This is a genomic window from Bradyrhizobium sp. AZCC 1721, from assembly GCF_036924715.1.
Taxonomy (GTDB): Bacteria; Pseudomonadota; Alphaproteobacteria; order Rhizobiales; family Xanthobacteraceae; genus Bradyrhizobium.
Map to the genome: position 1 here is coordinate 2,700,911 of NZ_JAZHSB010000001.1, position 22,102 is coordinate 2,723,012.

A 22,102-nucleotide genomic window follows, 5' to 3' on the forward strand; every position below is an offset into this window, starting at 1 on the left:
GAATAGATCATGGCTCGCGTCAAATTTCTTTGTGATGCCGACCGTTGCATCGAGTGCAATGCGTGCGTGACCGCCTGCAAGAACGAACATGAAGTGCCGTGGGGCATCAATCGCCGCCGCGTCGTCACCATCAATGACGGCAAGCCCGGCGAACGCTCGGTCTCAATGGCCTGCATGCATTGCACGGATGCGCCGTGCGCCGCGGTTTGCCCGGTGTCGTGCTTCTACACCACCGCCGACGGCGTCGTGCTGCACTCCAAGGATCTGTGCATCGGCTGCGGCTACTGCTTCTACGCCTGTCCGTTCGGCGCGCCGCAATATCCGAAGGTCGGCAACTTCGGATCGCGCGGCAAGATGGACAAGTGCACCTACTGCGCGGGCGGACCGGAAGCCGACTCCACCCCGGCCGAATACGCCAAATACGGCGCCAACCGTCTGGCCGAGGGCAAGCTGCCGATTTGCGCCGAGATGTGCTCGACCAAATCACTGCTCGCCGGCGACGGCGCGATCATCGCCGAGATCTACAAGGAGCGGGTGATGAAGCGCGGCTATGGCTCGGGCATGTGGGGCTGGAAGACGGCCTACAGCGATTCACCGACCGGCTGATGCAACGGCCGCCGCGCTTCGGCGCGGCGGCATCAGGGTAATTCCGATAACCGAAAGGCGTTGTGCAAATGCCAGGCTCATCTTCAATTCTCAGGTTCGCAAATCTCAAATTCGCGGTTTTCAAGCCGCTGCTTGCCGCGCTCGCGCTGTTGTTCGTTTTCGCACAGCCCGCGGCAGCGCAGATTTCCTTCAAGCCGACCGCCGAGGCCGTTCAGGAAGACAAGCTTCTGAACGCGCTGAAGGAGGGCGACAAGATCACCGGGCGCGTAACTATCCCCGACCGGAATGCGGCCAATCTGATCCAGCCCGCAGGGCGCGACTGGCGCGACTTCCAGCGCAGCAAGCTGCCCTGGATCGGCGGCATTGCCATTCTTGGAATGCTGGCTGTGCTCGCGATCTTCCTGATGGTGCGTGGACGAATTCGCGTGCACGGGGGATTTTCGGGCAAGACGATGCTACGCTTCGCGAGCTTCGAGCGCTTCACGCACTGGCTCACCGCAAGCTGCTTCATCATCCTGGCGCTCTCGGGCCTGAACGTCAGCTTCGGACGCACCCTGATCCTGCCGCTGTTCGGCCCCGATGCTTTTGCGACCATGTCGGCCTGGGCCAAGCTTGCGCACAACTACCTGGCATTCCCTTTCATGCTGGGGCTTGCGATCATGTTCCTGATCTGGATCAAGGACAACATTCCGGGCAAGCTCGATTGGGAGTGGCTCAAGCAGGGCGGGGGCCTTCTGTCTGACGACAAGCATCCGCCGGCCAAGCGTTTCAACGCGGGCCAGAAGGGGATTTTCTGGATCGTGATCATCGGCGGCGTGCTGATGTCGGTGTCCGGCTGGTTCCTGCTGTTCCCGTATCTTCCGGGCAACGTCACGGCGCTCCAGTTCTGGACCGTGATCCACGCCGTGATCGCGATGCTCTTCATCGCCGCCATGCTGGCGCACATCTATATCGGCTCGATCGGCATGGAGGGGGCGTTTGATGCAATGGGAACCGGTGAGGTCGATCTCAACTGGGCCAAGGAGCATCACGCGATCTGGGTCAAGGAACAGCAGGCAAAGGGCGAAGCTCCATCTGATGGCACGGCCCGCGCAGTACCGGCCGAATAGTCCGGTCTGGCGCAAGCAAAACGTGAGGAAGTGACATGAAATCCTTTATTGCGGCTCTGGCGTTTGCCATCGTCGCTGCCGGCGGCGTTGCGATGGTGCTCAACAACATTCAGCAGTCGAGCTCCGTCGCCTATACGACCACGGGCGCCAGGGTCAGCGATCCCGGCCATCATCTGATCGGCCCGGGCTGACGCCGGCGGTGGGCGTGCCTGACGTCACGCTGGCGTGGCCGGTCGAAATTCGCCTGCCGAAGGATCGCCGCACGTTGCGCGTTGCCTTTGACGATGGGCGCACATTCGATCTCTCCGCCGAATTGCTTCGGGTGACCAGCCCGTCGGCCGAAGTGCGGGGGCATTCCGAGGCCGAGCGCAAGACCGTCGGCGGCAAACGCAATGTCACCATTCTTTCGGTCGATCCTGTCGGCAATTATGCCGTCAGAATAGGGTTCGACGACATGCACGCGACCGGCATCTACTCCTGGGCGTTTTTGCGCGATCTCGGTGAGAATGCCGAGCGGCGCTTTCAGGACTACCTCGACGACCTGCAGGCCAAGGGGCTCGACCGCGACCGGCCGGGCGTACGCTGAGGGCCAGCGGGAATGGCATCCAGCGATTCGGCGAAAGCTTCGCGTCGCAAGGCGGGCCGGTCGGCGCTTCTGGCGCTTGCGGCCGTGCTGATCGCGCTGCCGATCGGCGCAACGGCCGCCGTCGCGCAACTCCGCGGGCATGGTGGGCCGGTTCGGGCCCTGGCGATCTCGGCCGATGGCCAAAGCGCGATCTCCGGCAGTTTCGATTCAACCGCGATCCGCTGGTCGATGACGCGCAATGCGGCCGAGCAGGTGCTTCGTTTCCATTCCGACGCGATCAACGCGGTCGCGCTGCTCGGTGAGGGACGCGCGGCGACCGCCGGCGCCGATGGCCGCATCGCCATCTGGACCTTTGGCAAGGCAGAGCCGGACGCGGTGCTCGAAGGTCACACGGCGCCGATCGTGGCGCTGGCCGTATCGCCTGATGGCGCGACGCTCGGGTCGGCGTCGTGGGATCACACGGTGCGGCTCTGGCCGCTCGCAGGCGGCGCGCCGCGCGTGCTCGATGAGCATACGCAGAACGTCAACGGCGTGGCGTTTACGGCCGATGGCCGCACGCTGGTCAGCGTCAGCTACGACCTCAGCGTTCGCATCTGGCCGCTGTCGGGCGCGCAGCCGCCGACGGTCGTTCCGTTGCCGACACCGCTCAACGCCGTGGCCACGGGCCGTGACGGTGAAATCGCGGTCGGCGGTGCCGATGGCAAGGTCTACTTCCTGACCGCCGGCGGCGCGCGAGCCGGTGACGTTGTGGCAGGGCCACGGCCGGTGATCTCGATTGCGATTTCGCCTGATGGCGCGCATGTGGCCGCCGCGGGCATCGGCGGCACGGTCGCGGTGATCGACCGCAAGGCGCGTACGCTCGCGCGCACGCTGGTCGGCCCGGGCCTTCCGGTCTGGTCGGTCGTATTCGCACCCGACAGCCGCACGCTGCTCACGGGCGGCGCTGACAACATCATCCGGCGCTGGAACGCCGCGACGGGCGAGCCGGTCGATCCGCTCCTCGTGGAAACGGCAGGAGATCCGCTCGCCGCCTATGCTGGCGATCGCGGCGCGGAGGTCTTTCGCGCCTGTGTGGCCTGCCATACGCTTGGTGCCGATCAGGTCAACCGCGCAGGCCCCACGCTCGCCGGCATCTTCGGCCGACGAATTGCAACCGCGCCCGGATATAATTTTTCCGAAGCGCTCAAGCGCCTCGATATCGTCTGGACGCCGGAGACGGTTTCCAAATTGTTCGAAGTCGGGCCGCAGGCCTACACGCCCGGCACCAAGATGCCGGAGCAGCGCATAGGCTCGGAGCAGGACCGCGCCGCGCTGGTGCAATTCCTCGAGCGGGCGACAAAGCGATAGAGCGCTCGGCGCGGCGACTACGCCGATTGCGTCAATGCTTCGCGGGTGGTGTCGAGAAGACCAGCGACATATCCTCGTATTCCTCGATCGGAAGCCTGGTGACGCCCGCGGAGGCCGGAGATTTCTTCGACAACGCCACGCCGGTGGTTACGGTAGAACGTTCATCGGAAATTGAGTACGAGCGCATCGTGGTTGCGACCGCGAGCAGGGCGACTGCCACGAATCCGGAAATCAACAGACGGTTCATGAAATGCTCCGTTGGTTCGAAATACAGTGTGGCTTGCACCACTGCATTACGGCCAACGGTCACGCGCGAATGTGGCCTGCGTCACCTATCACGATCTTGTTTTTTGACGATCGGGCCGGTTCCCTTGCGCGCAACGAAAACGCGCGTCCGCATTTGCCGAACGTTTCCAGCGGCGAACTACGCACATGGACCGGAAGCTGCTTACGGAGCAGGACGACGGCCGGTCCGCGGGTTGAGCGGACCCGTTGGCCGGCGCCTCAAGGCTTCCGGCAAGAACTTTTCACCCGGAGCGGCAACGGCGATAGAGCGAACGTCCGCCGCGCATTGGGCGCGTTCGTGCTCAGTCTGATTGTCCTTGAACCTTCGCTTGACGTCGAGGCCCCCAACGGGATCGTTGACGCCGTGTTGAATGTCCCTGAAGTCGTCCACAAGATCCTCCCCGACTTCCATCGGCCCGCTCGTTCGGGAAACGCGGACCGGAGATTCAGGTTCCTCCTGCATCCGTCGGGAGGCGGCGTTAAATTGAAGCATTAAATGGAACCGGCAGTGCCCAAGCCCAATTGACTCCAGTGAAGCGAGATGGAGCGGCAGATGAGCGACAGCACCGTCAAGAAGGTATCCAGCAAAACGGCACCCAAGGGAACGATGGGTCAAACCTACTATCTCGTTTCCGGCAAACGCCTCTCGATGCGCCTATGGGAAAACGAACAGCCGCAAAGCGACGTATCCCGGCCGAGAGATTACGAAACGGTGGGCTATGTCGTGAATGGACGTGCTGAACTTGTTATCGAGGGCCAGACGATAAGGCTGGAGCCAGGCGACTCTTGGCTGGTGCCTGCGCATGCCGAACACAGCTATCGCATTCTCGAACCATTTACGGCCGTGGAGGCGACCGCACCGCCCGCGCAAGTGCATGGCCGCGACGAAGTAAAAGCGTAGCCGGCACACAACAAGATTTTGGGAGAACGTAATGGGACTCGAAGCAGTCTATTTCATCGGAGCGTTCGTGCTTCTTACCGCGCTGATCTATGGGACGCTGAGCTATCGTTATCGCAACAGGGCCGCGACGCAGGCCGGCGATGAAATCGTGAAGCAGCGGTATCGGGAGAACCAGGGCTGAGGCCGGGAAAATTCGATTTTCTAACAGGAGTATCTTCAACAGGAATATCTTGGCCCGGATCAGCCAACGGATCGCGCGAATGCGCGCCCCGCGACGAGCGCAATAGCGCGTAGTGATGACAGGCTCGGTGACGTCCGCGTTGTCTCGGGCACGTGTCTACGACGATCTATATCCGACTTCGCTGGACTGCGGGCATCACAGCACGCCTTGCGCGTCCTCGGCGCCGAGTGGGGTCTTGTAACCGCCGTCGCGACCGGGGACGCCGATATGAATCTCGTGCCCTTGGCGCATCGCCAGCGACGCGGCAGCGACGGCCGCCTCGAAGGCCGCTTCCTTCGTGTCATATCTATTCTGCGCATTCCCGTCATGGAGGACCGTCCAGCCGTCCGGCTCGGAGACGATCATGTATTCGGCCAATCCCATCGGAGCCTCCCTGCTGTTCGCAAGGCCAACGTCGAGACCGTTGCCGGGTTCCGATCGCGTGACCGCTTGGCAGGGCGTTACGCGCGCTGTGCCGGGCTCCGGGGGTATCCCTGCAGCGACGGTCAGGTTTTCGGGGGACGTCCACGCTTGGCAAATGTCAGTCCCTGCATGTCGGCCGCGTTCTGTAGAAGACCTGCGCGCTTCAAAGCTTCGCTTCGTGCAGGACCATGAGGCATGGCCCGCGCCTTCTCCAGCGCCGCCAGCGCTTCGGAATGCAGGTCCCGCTGGGGCCGATCTTCGACCTTTTTCTTGTCCATTCAGAAAGATTAGGAGGCGGGAACATCGCCTGTCTGTACGATTCTAGACGTTGGAACCCTGATCCACCGATTTATCGGAACTAAATCCCGTGCATTCCGCTTCCAATTCTGGAGGTGTCCCAATGAGCAAGGAAAAGCCCACCGATGATCCGCGCCAGCAGACCGACTGGGGATCACACAAGCAGACTGACAAGCCGTGGAAAGAGATGCCGGAGAAGGAGCAGCGGTCGTCGTCGAAAGTAGACTTGGAAAAGTGGCATGAGACCAACACCCATTAGTCTACTGCGTCTAGACGCAGTAGAATTAGCTCGGCACCGTGGGATGGATGGAGACGCTGCAGATGCTTGAAGAGAAATTGAAGGAAGCAATCGTTGCTGAACTGAAACGGCAGGCAGCGAATGATCCGCGGGCGCTCAGCATCGATGACTCCGAAGGCCTCGTCGTCAAGGGCAGGATCGATCTGGACGATCTGACGATGGTGATTGCGGGAGCTGTTGCCGGAGGACCGTGAGCGTTTCCGCAAAGGCTGCCATCTGCTACTGCAGGAACGGAGATTGCCGCCGGGCGTTCTTTCAAAAATGGTCGGACGCGAAGATGACGGAACCGCTGCCCCTGTTGATAGAGAGTTCAATTGAAATCGCCTGGGACTATCTCGAACGTACGGGAGAATTGGGCGATGCAATGGTGGCCGGCCGCTTTCTCAGCGACACGATAGAACTGATGGTGCGGCGTGGCGAGCGGCGGCGGTTGATGCTGGCCAACAAGGCAATCGCGGCCTATCAGCAATTCAGGCGGCAGCAGTCCGAACATCCGGTGCTCGCCTCGGCCTGATGATCCCGTTTGCGCGAGCGCAAGTTGAAGAGGCGCTTCTGTTTTGACGTGTTTTCTTGACGTGAACCGGTGTCCACCTCGGATCAAGTCCGGGGGAGGCTTTCGCTGGAAAACGCTTCGCTGGTGTTCGTTTTCCCGAAGGGATCGAAGCCTGATCACCGGCGTTTAGAGCCCATGAAAATGGACGGCGAGACCGTATGGACGCGAGACCGTGCGCATATGCAAGGTCGAGACCATTGCTCAGGGCAAGGGAAAGCTGATCCGCGTGAGCTACGAACAGCGCAGGCGCGACGGCGAACGCCAACGGCGCCAGCGCGAGATCTACGACAACGGCAATTCGGCCGTCATTCTTCCCTATGATGAGGATCGCAAGACCGTGCTGCTCACCCGGCAATTGCGGCTGCCAGTATTCCTGCAGGACGGCATGGAGCGAACCGTAGAGGCGTGCGCCGGCAAGCTCGATGGCGAGGAGGCCGAAGGGCGCATTGTGAAAGAGATGCAGGAAGAGCTCGGTTACAAGATCTCGAAACTGGAACGGTTGTTCGAGCTCTATGTGAGCACAGCCGCGATCATGGAAAAGGTCGCTTTCTTCACCTGTATTTATTCGCCGGCGAACAAAGTGTCCGACGGCGGCGGGCTCAAGGAAGAGGGAGAAGATATCGAGGTAGTCGAGACCACGTTGGAAGCGGCTGCTGCGATGATCGCGACCGGCGAAATCGTCGACGCAAAGACGGTCGTTCTCATCCAATATTTGAGCAACCGCATGCAGGCGACGCCTCGCGGCTAAGCCGCGGCGGCGAGCACCGGCTGTGCGAGCATTCGCTCATTGTAGGAAGTTTCGCCGTGGTCTGGCAGCGGATTCATCGCCGTGCGCGGCATCGGCTGATGCTGGCTGGGAAAGGTGGCCGCGGATAGTGCAGCACTGTATCTCTCTCCCAAAGCGGCGGCGGCTCTGCAGCCCCTTGGTGGTGCGGCTAGGTGAGGCGGTGGAGGTTTCCCAACGGATTGAGCTCGCTGGGATCCTTATCCTCATCCTCGATCTTGCGCTGTTCCGCCTTGGCTTCCTCTTGCAACTTTCCGTCGCCGACGACTTCGGCGATGACTTCCTTGGTCTTCCCCGCAACTCGGCGGGTCGTCCGTTTAATGGTACCCATAATCGTGACCTGCGGCGGTGGGGTCTGGTCCAGGTCAATGTCCGACCGCCGCCTTCGTTCCTGTGCGCACGGGAGTGCGGTCGCGCTCCGTAATGCAACACGTGTTGTTGCTCGCAGAGAAGGGGACGCCGACTAGCCGATGGACGGCCGCGCCGCGATCAGGCGTGTCACATTAGCTCGATCAGGCGTCGGGCATCGGCCGGCGCGGCGCTCTTCTGGTCATTGTCGAAATAGACGAACACGTCGCAGCCCTGCCTTTTCCAGGACCTGATGTGACGGGCCCAACCGGCAAGGGCGGCCTCGCCATAGTGATCTCGATAGCGGCCTCCGGGCCCATGCCCGCGGACGTATACGAAATCGGCGGTGCGTTTCCACGGCGCCGGTGCGTCATGATGATCGGAAATGCAAAGCGAGACGTTTTGCTCGCGCAGCAGCCGGAGGATCCTGGGCTCGTACCAGCTCGGATGCCTGAATTCGAAGCTGTACCGGCGCTTCTTCGAGAGCAGCTTGAAGAACGAGGCAAGCCGGTCGGCGTTGGCCTGGAAATTCGGTGGTAGCTGAAACAGCACCGGTCCCGCCTTCCTGCCGAGCAGGGAGAGGCGGCTTTCGAGCAGTTCGAGGCTGTTGACCGAATTCTCCGAGAGCCGCTTCCAATGCGTGATGAATTTGGATGCCTTCCAGGCGAATACGAAATTGCTTCCGGTCTGCGCGCGCCAGGCCTTTACCGCTTCCGGCGTCGGCGTCCGGTAAAACACCCCGTTCAGTTCGGTGGTGGGGAATTGACCGGCGTAAAATTGTAATTGCTCCTTGAGCGGCAGTCCCTTTGGAAAGAACGGCCCGCGCCAGGAATCGTATTGCCAACCCGACGTGCCGATCAGGACCCGCGGCATGGCATCACGGCTTCACGACGACCTTGATGAAGCCGTCCTTCTCGTGCTCGCAGCAAGCATCGCCATTGCTATGCCACGCCGGCGCTTTCATTCCAAAGCTCTCCGTATCAGTTGATGATGAGAATGATCGGCGATGCCGAGTTGTTCCGGCATCGGCTCAGGGTGAGGAATGGGACATGCGACAACGCGACCTGAGTGAGCATCAGGCGTGGTCCGGAGCCTCTTCGAGGTCGTCCAGTTCCACGAGAAAGGCCAGCAGCAGGTCTTCCTGCGGCTGCGCGGCATCCCGTGCGGCTTCCCGGTACAGGGCAATTTCGTTCTCGGTCGAGCGTCGGGCCCGGAGCCGCGCCTTGCCATCCCAGAGAGGTGCACCGTTCGAGGTCAAGCCGGCGATATCCTGACGCAGCCAATGCTCGTGACAAAGCTGCTGAGATTCCCGCAAGTTCTTGGCTTCGAAAGCGAGGGTGGGTCTTCCGCCAATGTCCAGGGTAAAAATCGCGGGCAGCAACGTCATCCAAGCCAAGCCATATGTCTGATGAAGGGGCCGCCGAAGGCGACAAGTGCGCCGGACATTCCGATCCGCATCGCAATTCGCGTCAGGTTCATGCCGGCGGCCTGATGTTGTCTGTCAGGCGGTTCAGTTCTTCTGAATCGAGCGGATCTGCAACGAACCTGATTTCGGTCGCATTACATTTTGCGCATTCGAAGGTTCGCTTTTCGGAACGGTCGGCACCCATGACAACGTGGGCCAGTTGCATTCGAGTCAGGCATCTGACGCAATGCGGACATTCGATGGGTAAGAGGGCGGCGAACATCTGGCTAACCTCGCTGCAAGATTAACCCGCCGAGGAACTGTCGTCTGTCGGATCCCTGACATATGCCTTTGCGGCAATGCCGAGCAAAACGCAGGAAAATTTCCTGCAGTGCGAAAACGCGGCCGAACCCGCCGCCGGGATCGAAGCGAGGTGCAAAGGAACCATAGGGAGTATCGCTGATTGATACAGAGCTGTTGCGGGACCTAGCAAGAGATGGCGAAGAAAGCGAAGAAGCGCAAATATTCAAAGGGCGCGGTAAAGAAGGTAGGCCGCGCCATGAAGAAGCGCAAAGCCGGCACGCTGAAGAGCGGCCGCTCCGGCAAGAAGGTAAAGAGCAGGAAACAGGCGATCGCAATCGGCTTGTCCGAAGCCCGAAAAAGGGGCGCCAAGGTGCCAAAGAAGCGTTCGAAGAAGAAGTCCTAGTCCGATCGGGCCAGATCGGTGGCCGGATACGCTACCATCCAATCGTCAAGCAGTTCATCCCCGGAATCGTCGAGCGCACGAGGCCGACAGCGCTCGGGATTTCGGGACGGCGAGATTTTTCGGCTTCGGGGGAACGTTGGCTTTCGTGTCATCGGTCTACGCCGCTCCGTCGGCGTCCCCCCGTCCGCGGGACGACGATTAGAACGGCGAGGGGTTGACCGGGGTTCCTGTCACCCGCGCAAAATCGACGGGGGACGTCTCTACCGGCTTTTCCGCAGATCAAACCTGCGCATGCTGCCCGCCGGGACGTGAAATTCGGCTCAACGCCGCACCCGTCCCGTTGCCGCTTTGCACCAGCGCGATGTCGCCCAGCGCAATGATGCCGACGAGCCGCTTGTCGCGATTGAGCACGGGCAGGCGGCGGACCTGGATGTCACCCATGTTGGCGCACACCTCGTCGAGATCCTGGTCTTCGTAGCAGTACTTGACGTCGGCCGTCATCACGTCGCCGACCCGCGCCTCCGGGCCTCGGCCCATGCCGATCCCGCGGATCGCGATATCGCGGTCGGAAATCATGCCGACCAGGCGTTCATTGTCCGTTACCGGGAGCAACCCGACACCGAGCGCCGCCATGGCCTGCGAGGCGTCTCTTAACGTGTCATCGGGAGTGCAGAGTTGAACCTCGGGTGTCATCGCATCGGAAACTTTCATGTGAGTCCCTCCGCTTGCCGGTTCTTCACCCGCTAACAGGCACGTCGGATCGCCGTTCCAGTAGGGCAAATGCAATATTCCGACACTGGTGGAGAGACCTCAGACAAGCCCGAAGTCTCTCCTCGATTGTCCTACCTACCAGCGGTTGCTGTCCACGCCGACGCCCACGCTTACGCCAGGTGCCCGGAAACCAACGCCGGCTCGCGGCCCGTCGTCCCAATCGCGATCGCGATAATATCGACGCTCGATATATCTTTCGCGCGGTGCATAGGCGTATGAATCGCGGACGATGACGCGGCTGCCGCCGCGAGTGCGATAACAGCGCCCGTCTTCGTCACAGACCATGCGGACCTGCTGTATCAGGTCGGAGTTTTTGTATTCGCTGTCGGTGTAGATGTCGGAGGCATTTGCGCTGCCTGTCAGGAGCAGACCCGTGCCGGCCAGCAGGCCGATTGCGATTTTCCTCATTAAAGTTCCTCTCGTTCGAATGCTGCCCGCGGGCACAAAGCCTCGTAACCGCTTTGGTTCCGGGACTAAGTCGATGGAGGAGAAAGTTCCTGTAGAGGCAACCAGCCAGAAATTCATGCGTTGGGCCACATGGAGCACCGAATATGACCTCTGAAGCGAAACCCCGCATTTCTCACAACGCACTTGTTCTCATCGGCGATGGCCAAAAGGCCCTCTTTCTCCGCAACAAAGGCACCCCGCAGCAACTCAATTTGGAGGTCGAGCACGTGCTTGAGCAGGAAAATCCGGCGACGCGCGAACAGGGAACCGATCGCCCCGGGCGGTCCGTCCAGAGCATCGGCGCAGCCCGAAGCGCAATGGAGCAAGCCGACTGGCATTATATCGCTGAAGAGCGGTTCGCTGGCACCATTGCCGACGCGCTCTATCGGCTTGCCCACGGCAATCGTTTCGAAAAATTGGTTGTGGTCGCACCGGCGAAAGTTCTGGGCAACCTTCGACAGGCCTTTCATGCCGAAGTGACAGAGCGGATCGTAGGCGAGATTCCGAAGCAGTTAACTTCCCACCCGATACCCGATATCGAAAGGCTGATGGCGGCTTAGCTCTCGCATGTCCCGGACGCGGCGCAGCGCTTAGCGCTGCACCGCAGAGCCGGGACCCACCGCCGCAGCGTGTGGACCCCGGATCAGCAGCGCACCACGCCGCTACCGCGGCGCGCTGCGCAGCATCCGGGGAACGCTGGCCACCGACGGTTCAGTTTTGACTCAGGTCACCGGACCGGGATTGAACAGCGCGAGCGCGTTGGTCAGCTTCCAGTGCTCGGCCCAGGTCTCGCGGCCGCTCGCCACGTCGAGGATCAGGCGGAATATCTCCCAGCCGACGTCCTCGATCGTCGCATCGCCGGTTGCAATGCTGCCGGCGTCGACGTCGATCAAGTCGTGCCAGCGTTGCTTCAACTCGCTGCGGGTCGAGATCTTGATGACCGGCACGGCGGCAAGTCCATAGGGCGTGCCGCGGCCGGTGGTGAAGACATGCAGCGTCATGCCGGAGGCCAATTGCAACGTACCGCAGACAAAATCGCTTGCCGGAGTCGCGGCAAAAATCAGCCCCTTTTGGCTAACACGCTCGCCCGGCGCCAGCACGCCCGCGATCGGGCCGGTGCCGGACTTGATCACCGAGCCCATCGCCTTCTCGACGATGTTGGAGAGGCCTCCCTTCTTGTTGCCCGGCGTGGTGTTGGCGCTGCGATCGGCTTCGCCGCCGGCGAGATAGCGGTCATACCAGGCCATCTCGCGCACCAGTGCGTCGGCAACGTCCTGGGTCGCTGCGCGCGGCGTCAAGAGATGGATCGCGTCGCGCACCTCCGTCACTTCGGAGAACATCACGGTGGCGCCGGCGCGCACCAGCAGATCCGCAGCAAAACCCAGCGCAGGATTGGCAGTGACACCCGAGAACGCATCGCTGCCGCCGCATTGCATGCCGACAACCAGCGCCGAGGCCGGGCAGGTTTCACGGCGGCGCCGGTTCAAAATCTTGAGGCGCGCATCGGCCATCTGCACGATGTCCTCGACAATCTCGCCAAAGCCGGTGAGGCCTTCGTCCTGCATGCGTATGATTTCGTCATCGGCGCTCATCCCCTCGGGCAGCAGCAGTTCGGGCTGCAGCTTCTCGCAGCCGAGGCCAACGATCATCACCTCACCGCCGAAATTGGGATTGCGCGCCAGGTTCTGCAGCGTGCGGATCGGTACGGCGGCGCCCGGTGCGTTGATCGCAACGCCGCAGCCATAGGCATGCGTGACCGTAACGACGTCGTCGACGTTGGGATATTTCGGCAATAGCTCCTTGCGAATCCGCTCTAGTGCGAATTCGACCGTGCCGGCGACGCATTGCACGCTGGTCGAGATCGCGAGGATGTTGCGGGTGCCGACCGAACCGTCGGCATTGCGATAGCCTTCGAACGTGTAGCCTTCCAGCGGCGGCAGCCGGATCGCGCCGCCGTTCGGCCTTGGCAGATTATCGAACGAGGGCGCGTCGGGCATTTGCACCAGCGATTCCCTGACCCAGCTCCCCTTAGCGATCGGCGCTGCGGCATGACCGATGATCTCGCCGTAGCGGCGAATGGCTTCGCCTTCTCCGATATCGGCGAGGGCAACCTTGTGGCCTTGCGGGATCTGTTCGATCAGCCGCAAACCGCACGAGAACTCAGCGCCCGGCTGCAGACCTCCGCGGTTCGCGACGATCGCGACGTTATCGTCCGCGTGCATGCGGATGTAGAGCGGTTTCGCGGTGACGGGCTGCATATCGAATCCTTGTTCGCGGGCGGTATCAGAACAACGCGTAGCTGCGCTGTGTCAGTGAGGCAATCAAGGTCAAACCTCGCGCGTGATCAAGCAGCCCCGGGCAAGGCGCCGGGCGATGAGGGCGCTGGCCTTCTGTGGGAGCAAATGCTCGGCTGACGCGGGCTCGGTTTGGAACCAAATAGTCAAATAATATGACTAGTCAGGGCTAATCTTCCGTGAAATATTCCCCAGCGCTGCCGCCAATGGACAGCGCTAGAGGTGCTTTGATACCGATTTCGGTGATGCGAGGCACCCTGACAACATTTTTGGGAGAATGCGCCTCATGACCTCCAAAGCCCTCCTTGCGGCCACCGCCCTGGTCGCCATCACCCTCTCGCTGCCGGCAACCGCCGCTGAATTGACCGTCGGCTTCTCCCAGATCGGATCCGAATCCGGCTGGCGGGCGGCGGAGACCTCGGTCTCCAAATCCGAGGCCGCCAAGCGCAAGGTCACGCTCAAGATCGCCGACGCCCAGCAGAAGCAGGAGAACCAGATCAAGGCGATCCGTTCCTTCATCGCCCAGGGCGTCGACGCGATCTTCCTCGCGCCGGTCGTGTCGAGTGGATGGGATGCGGTGTTAAAGGAGGCCAAGGAAGCCAAGATTCCGGTCGTGCTGCTCGACCGTGACATCGATCCGTCGGGCAAGGAGCTGTATCTCACCGCCGTCACCTCGGACAGCGTGCATGAAGGTGCGGTCGCCGGCGAATGGCTGGCGAAGACGGTAGCCGGAAAAGCATGCAACGTCGTCGAGCTGCAGGGCACGGTCGGCGCGAGCGTCGCGACCAACCGCAAGAAGGGTTTTGACAGCGTCGTCGCCAAGAACGCCAACCTCAAGGTGGTGCGCAGCCAGACCGGCGACTTCACCCGCGCCAAGGGCAAGGAGGTGATGGAAAGCTTCATCAAGGCCGAGGGCGGCGGCAAGAATATCTGCGCGGTCTATGCCCATAACGACGACATGATGGTCGGCGCGATCCAGGCGATGAAGGAAGCCGGCCTCAAGCCGGGTAAGGACATCCTGACGGTGTCGATCGATGCGGTGCCTGATATCTTCAAGGCCATCGCGGCCGGCGAGGCCAACGCCACCGTGGAGCTGACGCCAAACATGGCGGGGCCGGCACTGGACGCCATCATGGCCTACAAGGGGAAGGGAACGGTGCCGCCGCAGTGGATCCAGACGGAATCGAAGCTCTACACGGCGGCCGACGATCCACAGAAGATTTACGACAGCAAGAAAGGCCTCGGCTACTGATCGGCCGACGCTATGCCGCCGGGTCCCAAGCCAGCCCCGGTCCCGGCGGCAAAAGCCTTCTCGACGAACCCGCCTCATGAGGCGCACATGCCAGGCGTTCGCGGTCGACGCGAACGTCGGTGGGAGTAATGCCGGCATGAATGCAGTTTCCGACCCGAGCCCGGCTCTGCTGGAAGTGCGGGGCCTGAGCAAGAGTTTTGGCACGCTGCGGGCTCTGCAGGAGGTGGATTTCACCTTGCAGGCCGGTGAAATCCACGCGCTGCTCGGCGAGAACGGGGCAGGCAAGTCGACGCTGATCAAGGCGGTGACCGGTGTCTTCCCGCGCGATGCCGGCATTGTCAGGCTCAGTGGCACCGAGGTTGCGCTGCGCTCGGCCAAGGCAGCGGTCGATGCGGGGATTGCGACCGTCTATCAGGAGGTCAATCTGCTCCTGAACCTGTCGGTGGCGCAAAACCTCTATCTCGGCAGGCAGCCGACGCGGTTCGGTTTGGTGCGCGAGGCCGAGATGCGCCGGAACGCCACAGCGCTGCTGGCCGAGTTCGATCTGCATATCGACGTCGCCGAGCCGCTCGGAACTTATTCGGTCGCGGTGCAGCACATCGCCGCGATCGCCCGCGCCGTCGACCAGTCGGCGCGCGTGCTGATCCTCGACGAGCCGACCGCGAGCCTCGATCGCCACGAAGTCGAGATCCTGTTCGCGGTGATGCGCAAGCTGGCCACGCGCGGGATCGGCGTCGTCTTCGTCACGCATTTTCTCGATCAGGTCTATGAGATCTGCGACCGCATCACGGTCCTGCGCAATGGTCGGCTGATCGGCGAGCGGAGGACTGCCGAACTGCCGCGGATCGAGTTGATCCGCATGATGCTCGGCCGCGAACTCGCCGAGACGACGAGTGAGCGCGCGGCAGCGCAGGTGCGGCAGGCGGGGGAGCTCTGCGCGCGCTTCGAGGGGTACGGCAAGGCCGGCTATGTTGCGCCGTTCGATCTCGCGCTTCGCCGCGGCGAGGTGGTTGGCCTGGCCGGCCTGCTCGGATCGGGGCGCACCGAAACCGCGCGGCTGGTGTTTGGCGCCGAGCGCGCCGATAGCGGCAGCGCCACAGTCGACGGCAAGCCGGTCCGGCTGCAATCGCCGCGCGATGCGGTTGCCCATGGCTTCGGCTATTGCCCCGAAGAGCGCAAGACCGAGGGCATCATTGCTGACCTGACCGTGCGCGAAAACATCGTGCTGGCGCTGCAGGCCAAGCGCGGCCTCGCAAAACCGCTGTCTCGTTCCGAACAGGACGAGATCGCGATGCGGTTCATCCGCCTGCTCGACATTCGCCCGCCGGAGCCGGAGCGGCCGATCGGGCTATTGTCGGGCGGCAACCAGCAGAAGGTGCTGCTCGCCCGCTGGCTCGCCACGGCGCCGCGCGTTCTGGTGCTGGACGAGCCGACCCGCGGCATCGATGTCGGTGCGCATGCCGAGATCATCCGCCTGATCCGCGAACTGTGCGACGACGGCCTGGCGCTCCTGGTGATTTCTTCCGAGCTCGACGAGATCGTGACCTATTCCGACCGGGTGATCGTGCTGCGCGATCGAGCCCATGTCGACGAGCTGGAAGGGGAAGCCATCGACATCTCCAATATTCTGGCGGCGATTGCCGCTAGCAGCACCATTGGCGCGGAAGCCGGGCAAGCATGATGCCAACCATGATGCAAAGACTGCTGCAAAGCCGTGGCCTCGCTCAGATTGTCGCCTTGCTGGTGATCCTTGCGATCGACCGCGCGGTCTCGCCGCAATTCTTCGATCTGCGGATGCAGGACGGACGGCTGTTCGGCAGCCTGATCGACGTCTTGAACCGCGGCGCGCCGGTCGCGCTGCTTGCGCTGGGCATGGTGCTGGTCATCGCCACGCGCGGTATCGATCTGTCGGTGGGGGCGGTCATGGCGATTGCCGGCGCCATTGCCGCGAGCCTGGCCGATGCCTACGGCCTGCCGCTGGCGCTTGCCGCCGCGCTCGGCGCCGGGTTGCTGTGCGGGTTGTGGAATGGCTTCCTTGTTGCGATGCTCGGCATCCAGCCGATCGTCGCCACGCTGATCCTGATGGTGGCGGGCCGCGGTGTCGCGCAACTCATCACCGAAGGCCGGATTGTCACTTTCACCGCGCCGGACCTGGTCTGGCTCGGCAACGGCGCCGTGCTCGGCGTGCCGACGCCGGTCGTGGTCGTCCTCGGTATGCTGGTTGTCACAGGCGCGGTGGTCCGCGGCTCGGCGCTTGGCCTGTTGATCGAGGCGACCGGCGGCAATGCAAGGGCGAGTGAACTGGCGGGGATCGGCACCCGCGCCATGATCCTCGCGGTCTATGTCTGGTGCGGCCTGTGCGCGGCGCTTGCCGGCGTTATCGCCGCCGCCGACATCATGGGCGCGGACGCCAACAATGCCGGGCTCTGGCTCGAGCTCGACGCCATTCTGGCCGTCGTGATCGGCGGCACGTCGCTGTTCGGCGGACGCTTTAGCCTCGTGCTGGCGATGGTCGGCGCACTAATCATTCAGGCCATGAACACCGGCATTTTGCTGTCGGGCTATCCGCCGGAGTTCAATCTCCTCGTGAAAGCGGCCGTCGTGTTGATCGTCCTGCTGCTGCAGTCGCCGCGCTTCGCCAGTGCCGGGGCCGTGCTGGGGAGGGCGCGACAATGAGGCGGCTGCCGCCGGTCGCGATAACGGCCATCGTTTTCGTCGTCGGATTTGCGCTCTGCACGGCGCAATTCCCCAATTTCGCTTCCACCCGCGTGGCGGCCAATCTGCTGACCGACAATGCCTTTCTCGGTATCGTCGCCACCGGCATGACCTTCGTGATCATTTCCGGGGGCATCGACCTGTCGGTCGGCTCGGTGATCGGCTTCACCACCGTCTTCGTCGCGCTGGCGATCGAGCGCCTCGGCGTGCCGCCGCTGGTAGCCTTCGCGGCGATCCTCTTGCTATGCGCCGCCTTCGGTGCGGCCATGGGCGCCATCATCCACGTCTTCGACATGCCGCCCTTCATCGTCACGCTGGCCGGCATGTTCCTCGCCCGCGGTGCCAGCTTCCTGATGTCGACGGAATCGACGCCGATCAGCGCGCCGCTCTATTCGACGGTGTCGGATTTCGCGCTGCGGCTGCCCGGGGGAGGCCGGCTCACCGCCATTGCCTTGATCATGCTCGCGGTGATCGCGGCGGGCGCCGTGCTGCTGCATTTCACCCGCTTCGGGGCAAATGTCTATGCGCTCGGCGGCAGCCGCGCGACCACCGCGCTGATGGGCATACCGGTCGGATCGATGACGGTGCGCATCTACATGCTGTCGAGCGTGCTTGCGGGGCTCGCCGGCATTGTGTTCTCCTTCTACACTGCAGCGGGCTACTCCTTGTCCGCCGTCGGCGTCGAACTCGATTCGATCGCGGCCGTAGTGATCGGCGGCACCTTGCTGACCGGCGGTCAGGGATCGGTGGTCGGCACGTTGCTCGGCGTGCTGATTCAGGGCCTGATCCAGACCTACATCAATTTCGATGGAACCTTGTCGAGCTGGTGGACCAAGATCGTGACCGGTATGCTGCTTTTCGCTTTCATCGCCCTGCAGCAGGCCATGCTCGGCATCTCCCGCCGCGCCGGCCCCCGTAAGGCAGGAGTTCTCAAATCATGACCTCCCGGCTTGTCGTCATCCCGACGCGGCGCGCGCATTCCAACCACGCCGAGGTCGCCCGCAGCATCGGCGTCGACATCATCGCCGGCCGCTACGCCGAAGGCGTCCGCCTTCCGGGCGACGCCGAACTCACGGCGATGTTCGGCGTGTCCCGGCCGGTCTTGCGCGAGAGCGTCAAAACTTTGGTCGCGAAGGGGCTCCTCACCACCAAGGCGCGGGTCGGCACCGTGGTGCGCGAGCGCGGCGCCTGGAACATGTTCGATGCCGACGTGCTGGCCTGGCATCTCGATGCCGGCATCGACCGGCGCTTCCTCAACGACCTCGCCGAAATCCGGCTTGCGGTTGAGCCGCGGGCGGCTGCGCTCGCCGCTAGCCGCCGCTCGGAAGCCGACATCGCCGAACTCAATCGGAGTATGGAGCGGATGCGGCGTGAGGCTTCCGACTCCGTCGGTTTTGCCGACGGCGATCTTGCCCTGCATCTGGCCGTCGCCAACGCGTCCGGCAATCTGTTCATGCGCTCGATCGGCAACGTCATCGAGGCGGCGTTGCGCGCTTCGTTCCTGCTCAGCGCCCCGGTCGAAACGCAGGACCGCGAGACCGTGCTGCTGTGGCATCAGCGCATCGTCGATGCGATCGCCAGCGGCGATGCCGAGGCAGCCGCCGCAGCCATGACCGAGGTGATCCACAACGGATTGCGCCGTCATGAGGACGTTTCGCCATCGTCCGGCGCCGCGCCTGCGGTCTCCGCAGCGGTCGAACCTGGAGAGCAATCATGAGCCCGCTTCGCGTCGCCATCGTCGGCTTCGGCAAGATCGCACGCGACCAGCATGTGCCGGCGATTGCTGCAACCGACGGCGTCGAGCTGGTTGCCGTCGCGAGCCGCAATGCCTCGCTTCCCGGCGTGCCGCATGCGGCGACGCTCGATGAACTCCTGCGCGACGGTCCGCCGATCGACGCAGTGGCGCTGTGCACACCGCCGCAGGTTCGCCACGCACAAGCGGCGACGGCGCTTGCCGCCGGCAAGCATGTGATGCTGGAAAAGCCGCCCGGCGCCACGGTGGCTGAGATCAATCCGCTCGTGACCGCCGCGAGGACCGCGCAACGCACGCTGTTCGCCACGTGGCACTCGCGCTTCGCTCCGGCCGTCGAGCCTGCGCGGCAATTGCTGGCCGGGAGGAAGGTCACGGCTGTCAAAATTACCTGGAAGGAAGACGTGCGGGTCTGGCATCCCGGGCAGGCCTGGATCTTTGAGCCGGGCGGGCTCGGCGTGTTCGACCCCGGCATCAACGCGCTTTCGATCCTGACGCGTATTTTGCCGCAACCATTGTTCGTGACCTCGGCCGATCTCGCGTTCCCCGCCAATCGCGACGCGCCGATCGCCGCGACCCTTGCACTCAGTGACGCACAGGGGCTGAAGATCATGGCCGAGTTCGACTTCCGCCAGACCGGTCCGCAAAGCTGGGACATTGATCTCGATACCGACGGCGGTCCGGTCACCCTTTCCATGGGCGGGGCGAGGTTGAGGGCAGGGGGCGTCGAGCTCGTCGATGCCGCTGAGGCCGAGTATGCCGGGCTCTATCACCGCTTTCGCGAACTCGCCGCAACCGGCGACAGCGACGTCGATCTTGCGCCGCTGCAACTCGTCGCCGACGCGTTCCTGCTGGGGCGCCGCCGCACGGTTGAGCCATTCGAGGACGAGACATGAACACGCTGTCCGCCTCGCGCGTGGCGCGCTCCCGCTTCGGCGTCCTGCCTGACGGCAGCGAAGTCGAGCGCATTGTGTTGCAATGTGATGGCGGACTGGAAGCGCGCATCATCACCTATGGTGCAAGCCTGCAGGCCTTGCTGGTGCCGGATGTCGCCGGACGTCGCGACGACATCGTGCTTGGTCACGACGCCTTCGAGGGATATCTCGCCCGGCGGCAGTTCTTCGGCGCCACCGTCGGGCGTTACGCCAACCGTATCGCCGGCGCGCGCTTTGCGCTCGATGGCACTGAGGTGCAGCTCGCGGCCAACAACGGCCCCAATGCGTTGCATGGCGGGCTGGAGGGCTTCGATCGCCGCAACTGGCGGATTGCCGGGATCGAGGACGGAGACCGTCCGGCCGTGACGCTCGCCTACGCCAGCGCCGATGGCGAGGAGGGATATCCCGGCGCGCTCGATGTGGAGGTGACCTGGCGTCTCACCGGGCCGATGGAACTCTCGCTGGAGATGACGGCGCGGACCGATCGTCCCACCGTGGTCAATCTCACCAATCACAGCTTTTTCAATCTGGCGGGTGCGTGCTCCGGCCAGAACATTCTCGATCATCGCCTCACCGTGGCGGCGGACCATTTCCTTGCCATCGATGCCGGCGCGATCCCGCTGCCGGAGCCACCTTCCGCGGTGGACGGTACGCCGTTTGACTTCCGTACGGGTATCGAGATCGGCGCGAGGATCCGCAACGACCATCCGCAGCTCCGTGTTGGCCGCGGTTATGACCATAATTTCTGCCTCGCGCCGCCAAGTGGCGAGCCTCGCTTCGCCGCGCGGCTTGCAGCGCCAACATCCGGCCGCGTGCTCGAACTGTTCACCAACCAGCCCGGGCTACAAGTCTATTCCGGAAACTTTCTCGACGGCTCAACCGCTGGAAAAGGCGGCCGCCTGTATCGGCAGTCCGATGCCATCTGCCTCGAGCCGCACGCGTGGCCCGATACGCCCAATCGGCCGGACTTCCCGACGGCACGGCTTTCGCCGGGCGAGGTCTATCGCCACTCCACGCTGTATCGCTTCATGCATGCGATCGGAGGCGCAATCGGGACACAATCCGTGGTAGAGTTGCCCGGGGAGAGCGGGCGATGATTGGCGGTTGCAAGAAGGAAGAGGTGCCGACGACCGTTCTCTGCAGCGAGCGGTGCCATCTTGGCGAGGGGCCGACCTACGACGTCGTCACCGATACCGCCTGGTGGTTCGATATCATCGGGCGCCGGCTGTTCGAGGCGCAGCTCGATACCGGGCGGACCACCATCCATTCCCTCGGTGTGATGGCTAGCGCGCTTGGGCGGATCGACGTGCATCGGCAGTTGCTCGTCGCTGATGACGGTCTCTATGTCCGCGATACGACGGAAGGACGGATGACGCTGTACCGCCCGCTGGAAGCCGACAATGCCGCGACGCGTTCGAACGATGCGCGGGTGCACCCGTCCGGCACCTTCTGGATGGGCACCATGGGCCGCCAGGCCGAGCGCGGACTGGGCGCCATCTATGCGCTGCACCGCGGCGAGCTATCGCGCCTTTATGATCACATCACGATTCCCAACGCGATCTGCTTCGCGCCGGACGGAACCATCGGCTATTTCGCCGACACCGGGGAGAACGTGCTGTTCCGCGTCGAGCTCGATGCGGCGACCGGCCTGCCGCGCGGCACACCCGCCCCGTTGATCACCTGGCGAGGCGGCGGCGGCGTCGACGGCGCGGTGGTCGATGCCGACGGGTTGATCTGGAACGCGCGCTGGGGTGGCGGCTGCATCGACGTCTACAGCCCGCAAGGCGAGCATCTGCGCAGTCTCCGCGTTCCGGCACGGCAATCGAGTTGTCCCGCTTTTGTCGGCCGAGATTTTTCGCGCCTGCTCGTTACCTCGGCCTGGCAGGGAATGGGGGAGGACGCGAAACGCGCCGACCCCGATCATGGCCGCACCTTCCTGCTCGACGTTGCAGCGCGTGGCCGCCCTGAACCAGACGTCAAACTTGCAACGGATTGATGGAGGAATACGAGGCGCGGCACAAACGCGCAGAGCGACAGAGTTTCGAGAACCGCAGCCAGCGGTCTGAAAAT

The 22,102-nt window shown here is 63.2% G+C and carries 30 protein-coding genes; 21 read left to right on the plus strand and 9 right to left on the minus strand.

Annotated elements, in window-relative coordinates; translation table 11 throughout:
• The first annotated feature begins 9 nt into the window (after positions 1–9).
• The 5 genes from fdh3B to V1273_RS12770 all read left to right on the plus strand — a co-directional run bounded on the left by fdh3B (position 10) and on the right by V1273_RS12770 (position 3,648).
• Positions 10–606 carry a formate dehydrogenase FDH3 subunit beta gene (gene fdh3B, locus V1273_RS12750; RefSeq protein WP_028348819.1) on the plus strand — a complete coding sequence of 199 codons (597 nt, stop codon included), beginning with the start codon at positions 10–12 and terminating at the stop codon, positions 604–606.
• A 68-nt stretch (positions 607–674) separates the two neighbouring features.
• Complete coding sequence (locus V1273_RS12755) at positions 675–1,715, plus strand: formate dehydrogenase subunit gamma (RefSeq protein WP_334382869.1); 1,041 nt, start codon at positions 675–677, stop codon at positions 1,713–1,715.
• A 35-nt stretch (positions 1,716–1,750) separates the two neighbouring features.
• A complete protein-coding gene (locus V1273_RS12760) occupies positions 1,751–1,906 on the plus strand; it encodes a hypothetical protein (protein ID WP_334409804.1) in 156 nt (51 codons plus the stop codon).
• 14 nt (positions 1,907–1,920) lie between these two features.
• Positions 1,921–2,301, plus strand: coding sequence for a DUF971 domain-containing protein (locus V1273_RS12765; RefSeq protein ID WP_334368010.1), 381 nt, complete (start codon positions 1,921–1,923; stop codon positions 2,299–2,301).
• A gap of 12 nt (positions 2,302–2,313) precedes the next feature.
• Positions 2,314–3,648: a c-type cytochrome gene (locus tag V1273_RS12770; RefSeq protein WP_334409805.1), complete on the plus strand. Its 1,335-nt coding sequence runs from the start codon at positions 2,314–2,316 to the stop codon at positions 3,646–3,648.
• A gap of 31 nt (positions 3,649–3,679) precedes the next feature.
• Here V1273_RS12770 and V1273_RS12775 read toward each other — a convergent pair whose 3' ends face one another.
• Positions 3,680–3,895 carry a hypothetical protein gene (locus V1273_RS12775; RefSeq protein WP_334368012.1) on the minus strand — a complete coding sequence of 72 codons (216 nt, stop codon included), beginning with the start codon at positions 3,893–3,895 and terminating at the stop codon, positions 3,680–3,682.
• A gap of 591 nt (positions 3,896–4,486) precedes the next feature.
• Here V1273_RS12775 and V1273_RS12780 point away from each other — a divergent pair.
• Positions 4,487–4,834, plus strand: coding sequence for a cupin domain-containing protein (locus V1273_RS12780; protein WP_334409807.1), 348 nt, complete (start codon positions 4,487–4,489; stop codon positions 4,832–4,834).
• A 31-nt stretch (positions 4,835–4,865) separates the two neighbouring features.
• On the plus strand, positions 4,866–5,015 hold the full coding sequence (locus tag V1273_RS12785; RefSeq protein WP_176722018.1) for a hypothetical protein: 150 nt from the start codon (positions 4,866–4,868) through the stop codon (positions 5,013–5,015).
• Between the two features lie 195 nt (positions 5,016–5,210).
• Here the strand turns inward: V1273_RS12785 and V1273_RS12790 are convergent, their stop codons facing one another.
• Positions 5,211–5,438, minus strand: coding sequence for a DUF2188 domain-containing protein (locus V1273_RS12790; protein ID WP_334409808.1), 228 nt, complete (start codon positions 5,436–5,438; stop codon positions 5,211–5,213).
• Positions 5,439–5,560: 122 nt separating this feature from the next.
• The gene (locus tag V1273_RS12795) at positions 5,561–5,755 is read right to left on the minus strand and encodes a hypothetical protein (protein WP_334409809.1); all 195 of its coding nucleotides are present in this window, start codon (positions 5,753–5,755) and stop codon (positions 5,561–5,563) included.
• Between the two features lie 122 nt (positions 5,756–5,877).
• Between V1273_RS12795 and V1273_RS12800 the strand changes: the two genes are divergently transcribed.
• The 4 genes from V1273_RS12800 (at position 5,878) to V1273_RS12815 (ending at position 7,373) form a co-directional block, all read left to right on the plus strand.
• Positions 5,878–6,033: a hypothetical protein gene (locus tag V1273_RS12800; RefSeq protein ID WP_334409810.1), complete on the plus strand. Its 156-nt coding sequence runs from the start codon at positions 5,878–5,880 to the stop codon at positions 6,031–6,033.
• Between the two features lie 47 nt (positions 6,034–6,080).
• Entirely contained in the window at positions 6,081–6,266 is a 186-nt protein-coding gene (locus V1273_RS12805; protein ID WP_057847714.1) for a hypothetical protein, read from the plus strand.
• Positions 6,267–6,349: 83 nt separating this feature from the next.
• Entirely contained in the window at positions 6,350–6,586 is a 237-nt protein-coding gene (locus V1273_RS12810; RefSeq protein ID WP_057847844.1) for a hypothetical protein, read from the plus strand.
• A gap of 211 nt (positions 6,587–6,797) precedes the next feature.
• Positions 6,798–7,373 (plus strand): NUDIX domain-containing protein, encoded by a 576-nt coding sequence (locus tag V1273_RS12815; protein WP_334409811.1) that lies wholly within the window; start codon positions 6,798–6,800, stop codon positions 7,371–7,373.
• A 187-nt stretch (positions 7,374–7,560) separates the two neighbouring features.
• Here the strand turns inward: V1273_RS12815 and V1273_RS12820 are convergent, their stop codons facing one another.
• The 3 genes from V1273_RS12820 to V1273_RS12830 all read right to left on the minus strand — a co-directional run bounded on the left by V1273_RS12820 (position 7,561) and on the right by V1273_RS12830 (position 9,144).
• A complete protein-coding gene (locus V1273_RS12820; RefSeq protein ID WP_334368018.1) occupies positions 7,561–7,740 on the minus strand; it encodes a CsbD family protein in 180 nt (59 codons plus the stop codon).
• A gap of 167 nt (positions 7,741–7,907) precedes the next feature.
• Positions 7,908–8,630, minus strand: coding sequence for a DUF72 domain-containing protein (locus tag V1273_RS12825; RefSeq protein ID WP_334409812.1), 723 nt, complete (start codon positions 8,628–8,630; stop codon positions 7,908–7,910).
• Between the two features lie 202 nt (positions 8,631–8,832).
• The gene (locus V1273_RS12830) at positions 8,833–9,144 is read right to left on the minus strand and encodes a hypothetical protein (RefSeq protein WP_334368020.1); all 312 of its coding nucleotides are present in this window, start codon (positions 9,142–9,144) and stop codon (positions 8,833–8,835) included.
• A gap of 514 nt (positions 9,145–9,658) precedes the next feature.
• Here V1273_RS12830 and V1273_RS12835 point away from each other — a divergent pair.
• Positions 9,659–9,868 (plus strand): DUF6496 domain-containing protein, encoded by a 210-nt coding sequence (locus V1273_RS12835; protein ID WP_334409813.1) that lies wholly within the window; start codon positions 9,659–9,661, stop codon positions 9,866–9,868.
• Positions 9,869–10,147: 279 nt separating this feature from the next.
• Here the strand turns inward: V1273_RS12835 and V1273_RS12840 are convergent, their stop codons facing one another.
• Positions 10,148–10,579 (minus strand): CBS domain-containing protein, encoded by a 432-nt coding sequence (locus V1273_RS12840; RefSeq protein WP_334368021.1) that lies wholly within the window; start codon positions 10,577–10,579, stop codon positions 10,148–10,150.
• Between the two features lie 135 nt (positions 10,580–10,714).
• A complete protein-coding gene (locus tag V1273_RS12845) occupies positions 10,715–11,047 on the minus strand; it encodes a hypothetical protein (protein WP_334384274.1) in 333 nt (110 codons plus the stop codon).
• Between the two features lie 143 nt (positions 11,048–11,190).
• Between V1273_RS12845 and V1273_RS12850 the strand changes: the two genes are divergently transcribed.
• A complete protein-coding gene (locus V1273_RS12850; RefSeq protein ID WP_334382862.1) occupies positions 11,191–11,646 on the plus strand; it encodes a host attachment family protein in 456 nt (151 codons plus the stop codon).
• Positions 11,647–11,808: 162 nt separating this feature from the next.
• On the opposite strand, the gene garD is transcribed toward V1273_RS12850, so the two are convergent.
• A complete protein-coding gene (gene garD / locus V1273_RS12855; protein ID WP_334409815.1) occupies positions 11,809–13,344 on the minus strand; it encodes a galactarate dehydratase in 1,536 nt (511 codons plus the stop codon).
• 322 nt (positions 13,345–13,666) lie between these two features.
• Between garD and ytfQ the strand changes: the two genes are divergently transcribed.
• From ytfQ to V1273_RS12895, 8 genes are all read left to right on the plus strand, one after another.
• Entirely contained in the window at positions 13,667–14,632 is a 966-nt protein-coding gene (gene ytfQ, locus V1273_RS12860; RefSeq protein WP_334382861.1) for a galactofuranose ABC transporter, galactofuranose-binding protein YtfQ, read from the plus strand.
• A 136-nt stretch (positions 14,633–14,768) separates the two neighbouring features.
• Positions 14,769–16,313, plus strand: a complete 1,545-nt coding sequence (locus tag V1273_RS12865; RefSeq protein WP_334382860.1) for a sugar ABC transporter ATP-binding protein — start codon at positions 14,769–14,771, stop codon at positions 16,311–16,313.
• 11 nt (positions 16,314–16,324) lie between these two features.
• Positions 16,325–17,308: an ABC transporter permease gene (locus V1273_RS12870; RefSeq protein WP_442894151.1), complete on the plus strand. Its 984-nt coding sequence runs from the start codon at positions 16,325–16,327 to the stop codon at positions 17,306–17,308.
• Complete coding sequence (gene yjfF / locus V1273_RS12875) at positions 17,305–18,288, plus strand: galactofuranose ABC transporter, permease protein YjfF (protein WP_334382858.1); 984 nt, start codon at positions 17,305–17,307, stop codon at positions 18,286–18,288. The genes V1273_RS12870 and yjfF overlap by 4 nt, the downstream gene beginning before the upstream one ends.
• The gene (locus V1273_RS12880; RefSeq protein WP_334382857.1) at positions 18,285–19,064 is read left to right on the plus strand and encodes a FadR/GntR family transcriptional regulator; all 780 of its coding nucleotides are present in this window, start codon (positions 18,285–18,287) and stop codon (positions 19,062–19,064) included. Before yjfF ends, V1273_RS12880 begins: the two co-directional genes overlap by 4 nt.
• Positions 19,061–19,993 carry a Gfo/Idh/MocA family protein gene (locus V1273_RS12885; protein ID WP_334382856.1) on the plus strand — a complete coding sequence of 311 codons (933 nt, stop codon included), beginning with the start codon at positions 19,061–19,063 and terminating at the stop codon, positions 19,991–19,993. The genes V1273_RS12880 and V1273_RS12885 overlap by 4 nt, the downstream gene beginning before the upstream one ends.
• A complete protein-coding gene (locus V1273_RS12890) occupies positions 19,990–21,129 on the plus strand; it encodes an aldose epimerase family protein (RefSeq protein WP_442893724.1) in 1,140 nt (379 codons plus the stop codon). The genes V1273_RS12885 and V1273_RS12890 overlap by 4 nt, the downstream gene beginning before the upstream one ends.
• Complete coding sequence (locus V1273_RS12895; RefSeq protein WP_334409818.1) at positions 21,126–22,028, plus strand: SMP-30/gluconolactonase/LRE family protein; 903 nt, start codon at positions 21,126–21,128, stop codon at positions 22,026–22,028. Before V1273_RS12890 ends, V1273_RS12895 begins: the two co-directional genes overlap by 4 nt.
• Positions 22,029–22,102 lie beyond the last annotated feature (74 nt).

Bases quoted from the DNA above. Each gene is read 5' to 3' on its own strand.
- V1273_RS12800 (WP_334409810.1), top strand. From the start codon at position 5,878: ATGAGCAAGGAAAAGCCCACCGATGATCCGCGCCAGCAGACCGACTGG.
- ytfQ (WP_334382861.1), top strand. From the start codon at position 13,667: ATGACCTCCAAAGCCCTCCTTGCGGCCACCGCCCTGGTCGCCATCACC.
- garD (WP_334409815.1), bottom strand. From the start codon at position 13,344: ATGCAGCCCGTCACCGCGAAACCGCTCTACATCCGCATGCACGCGGAC.
- V1273_RS12820 (WP_334368018.1), bottom strand. From the start codon at position 7,740: ATGGGTACCATTAAACGGACGACCCGCCGAGTTGCGGGGAAGACCAAG.
- V1273_RS12895 (WP_334409818.1), top strand. From the start codon at position 21,126: ATGATTGGCGGTTGCAAGAAGGAAGAGGTGCCGACGACCGTTCTCTGC.
- V1273_RS12835 (WP_334409813.1), top strand. From the start codon at position 9,659: ATGGCGAAGAAAGCGAAGAAGCGCAAATATTCAAAGGGCGCGGTAAAG.
- V1273_RS12810 (WP_057847844.1), top strand. From the start codon at position 6,350: ATGACGGAACCGCTGCCCCTGTTGATAGAGAGTTCAATTGAAATCGCC.
- V1273_RS12845 (WP_334384274.1), bottom strand. From the start codon at position 11,047: ATGAGGAAAATCGCAATCGGCCTGCTGGCCGGCACGGGTCTGCTCCTG.
- V1273_RS12755 (WP_334382869.1), top strand. From the start codon at position 675: ATGCCAGGCTCATCTTCAATTCTCAGGTTCGCAAATCTCAAATTCGCG.
- V1273_RS12850 (WP_334382862.1), top strand. From the start codon at position 11,191: ATGACCTCTGAAGCGAAACCCCGCATTTCTCACAACGCACTTGTTCTC.
- V1273_RS12790 (WP_334409808.1), bottom strand. From the start codon at position 5,438: ATGGGATTGGCCGAATACATGATCGTCTCCGAGCCGGACGGCTGGACG.
- V1273_RS12760 (WP_334409804.1), top strand. From the start codon at position 1,751: ATGAAATCCTTTATTGCGGCTCTGGCGTTTGCCATCGTCGCTGCCGGC.
- fdh3B (WP_028348819.1), top strand. From the start codon at position 10: ATGGCTCGCGTCAAATTTCTTTGTGATGCCGACCGTTGCATCGAGTGC.
- V1273_RS12785 (WP_176722018.1), top strand. From the start codon at position 4,866: ATGGGACTCGAAGCAGTCTATTTCATCGGAGCGTTCGTGCTTCTTACC.
- V1273_RS12870 (WP_442894151.1), top strand. From the start codon at position 16,325: ATGCAAAGACTGCTGCAAAGCCGTGGCCTCGCTCAGATTGTCGCCTTG.
- V1273_RS12830 (WP_334368020.1), bottom strand. From the start codon at position 9,144: ATGACGTTGCTGCCCGCGATTTTTACCCTGGACATTGGCGGAAGACCC.
- yjfF (WP_334382858.1), top strand. From the start codon at position 17,305: ATGAGGCGGCTGCCGCCGGTCGCGATAACGGCCATCGTTTTCGTCGTC.
- V1273_RS12890 (WP_442893724.1), top strand. From the start codon at position 19,990: ATGAACACGCTGTCCGCCTCGCGCGTGGCGCGCTCCCGCTTCGGCGTC.
- V1273_RS12775 (WP_334368012.1), bottom strand. From the start codon at position 3,895: ATGAACCGTCTGTTGATTTCCGGATTCGTGGCAGTCGCCCTGCTCGCG.
- V1273_RS12840 (WP_334368021.1), bottom strand. From the start codon at position 10,579: ATGAAAGTTTCCGATGCGATGACACCCGAGGTTCAACTCTGCACTCCC.
- V1273_RS12865 (WP_334382860.1), top strand. From the start codon at position 14,769: ATGAATGCAGTTTCCGACCCGAGCCCGGCTCTGCTGGAAGTGCGGGGC.
- V1273_RS12880 (WP_334382857.1), top strand. From the start codon at position 18,285: ATGACCTCCCGGCTTGTCGTCATCCCGACGCGGCGCGCGCATTCCAAC.
- V1273_RS12805 (WP_057847714.1), top strand. From the start codon at position 6,081: ATGGAGACGCTGCAGATGCTTGAAGAGAAATTGAAGGAAGCAATCGTT.
- V1273_RS12885 (WP_334382856.1), top strand. From the start codon at position 19,061: ATGAGCCCGCTTCGCGTCGCCATCGTCGGCTTCGGCAAGATCGCACGC.
- V1273_RS12825 (WP_334409812.1), bottom strand. From the start codon at position 8,630: ATGCCGCGGGTCCTGATCGGCACGTCGGGTTGGCAATACGATTCCTGG.
- V1273_RS12770 (WP_334409805.1), top strand. From the start codon at position 2,314: ATGGCATCCAGCGATTCGGCGAAAGCTTCGCGTCGCAAGGCGGGCCGG.
- V1273_RS12795 (WP_334409809.1), bottom strand. From the start codon at position 5,755: ATGGACAAGAAAAAGGTCGAAGATCGGCCCCAGCGGGACCTGCATTCC.
- V1273_RS12780 (WP_334409807.1), top strand. From the start codon at position 4,487: ATGAGCGACAGCACCGTCAAGAAGGTATCCAGCAAAACGGCACCCAAG.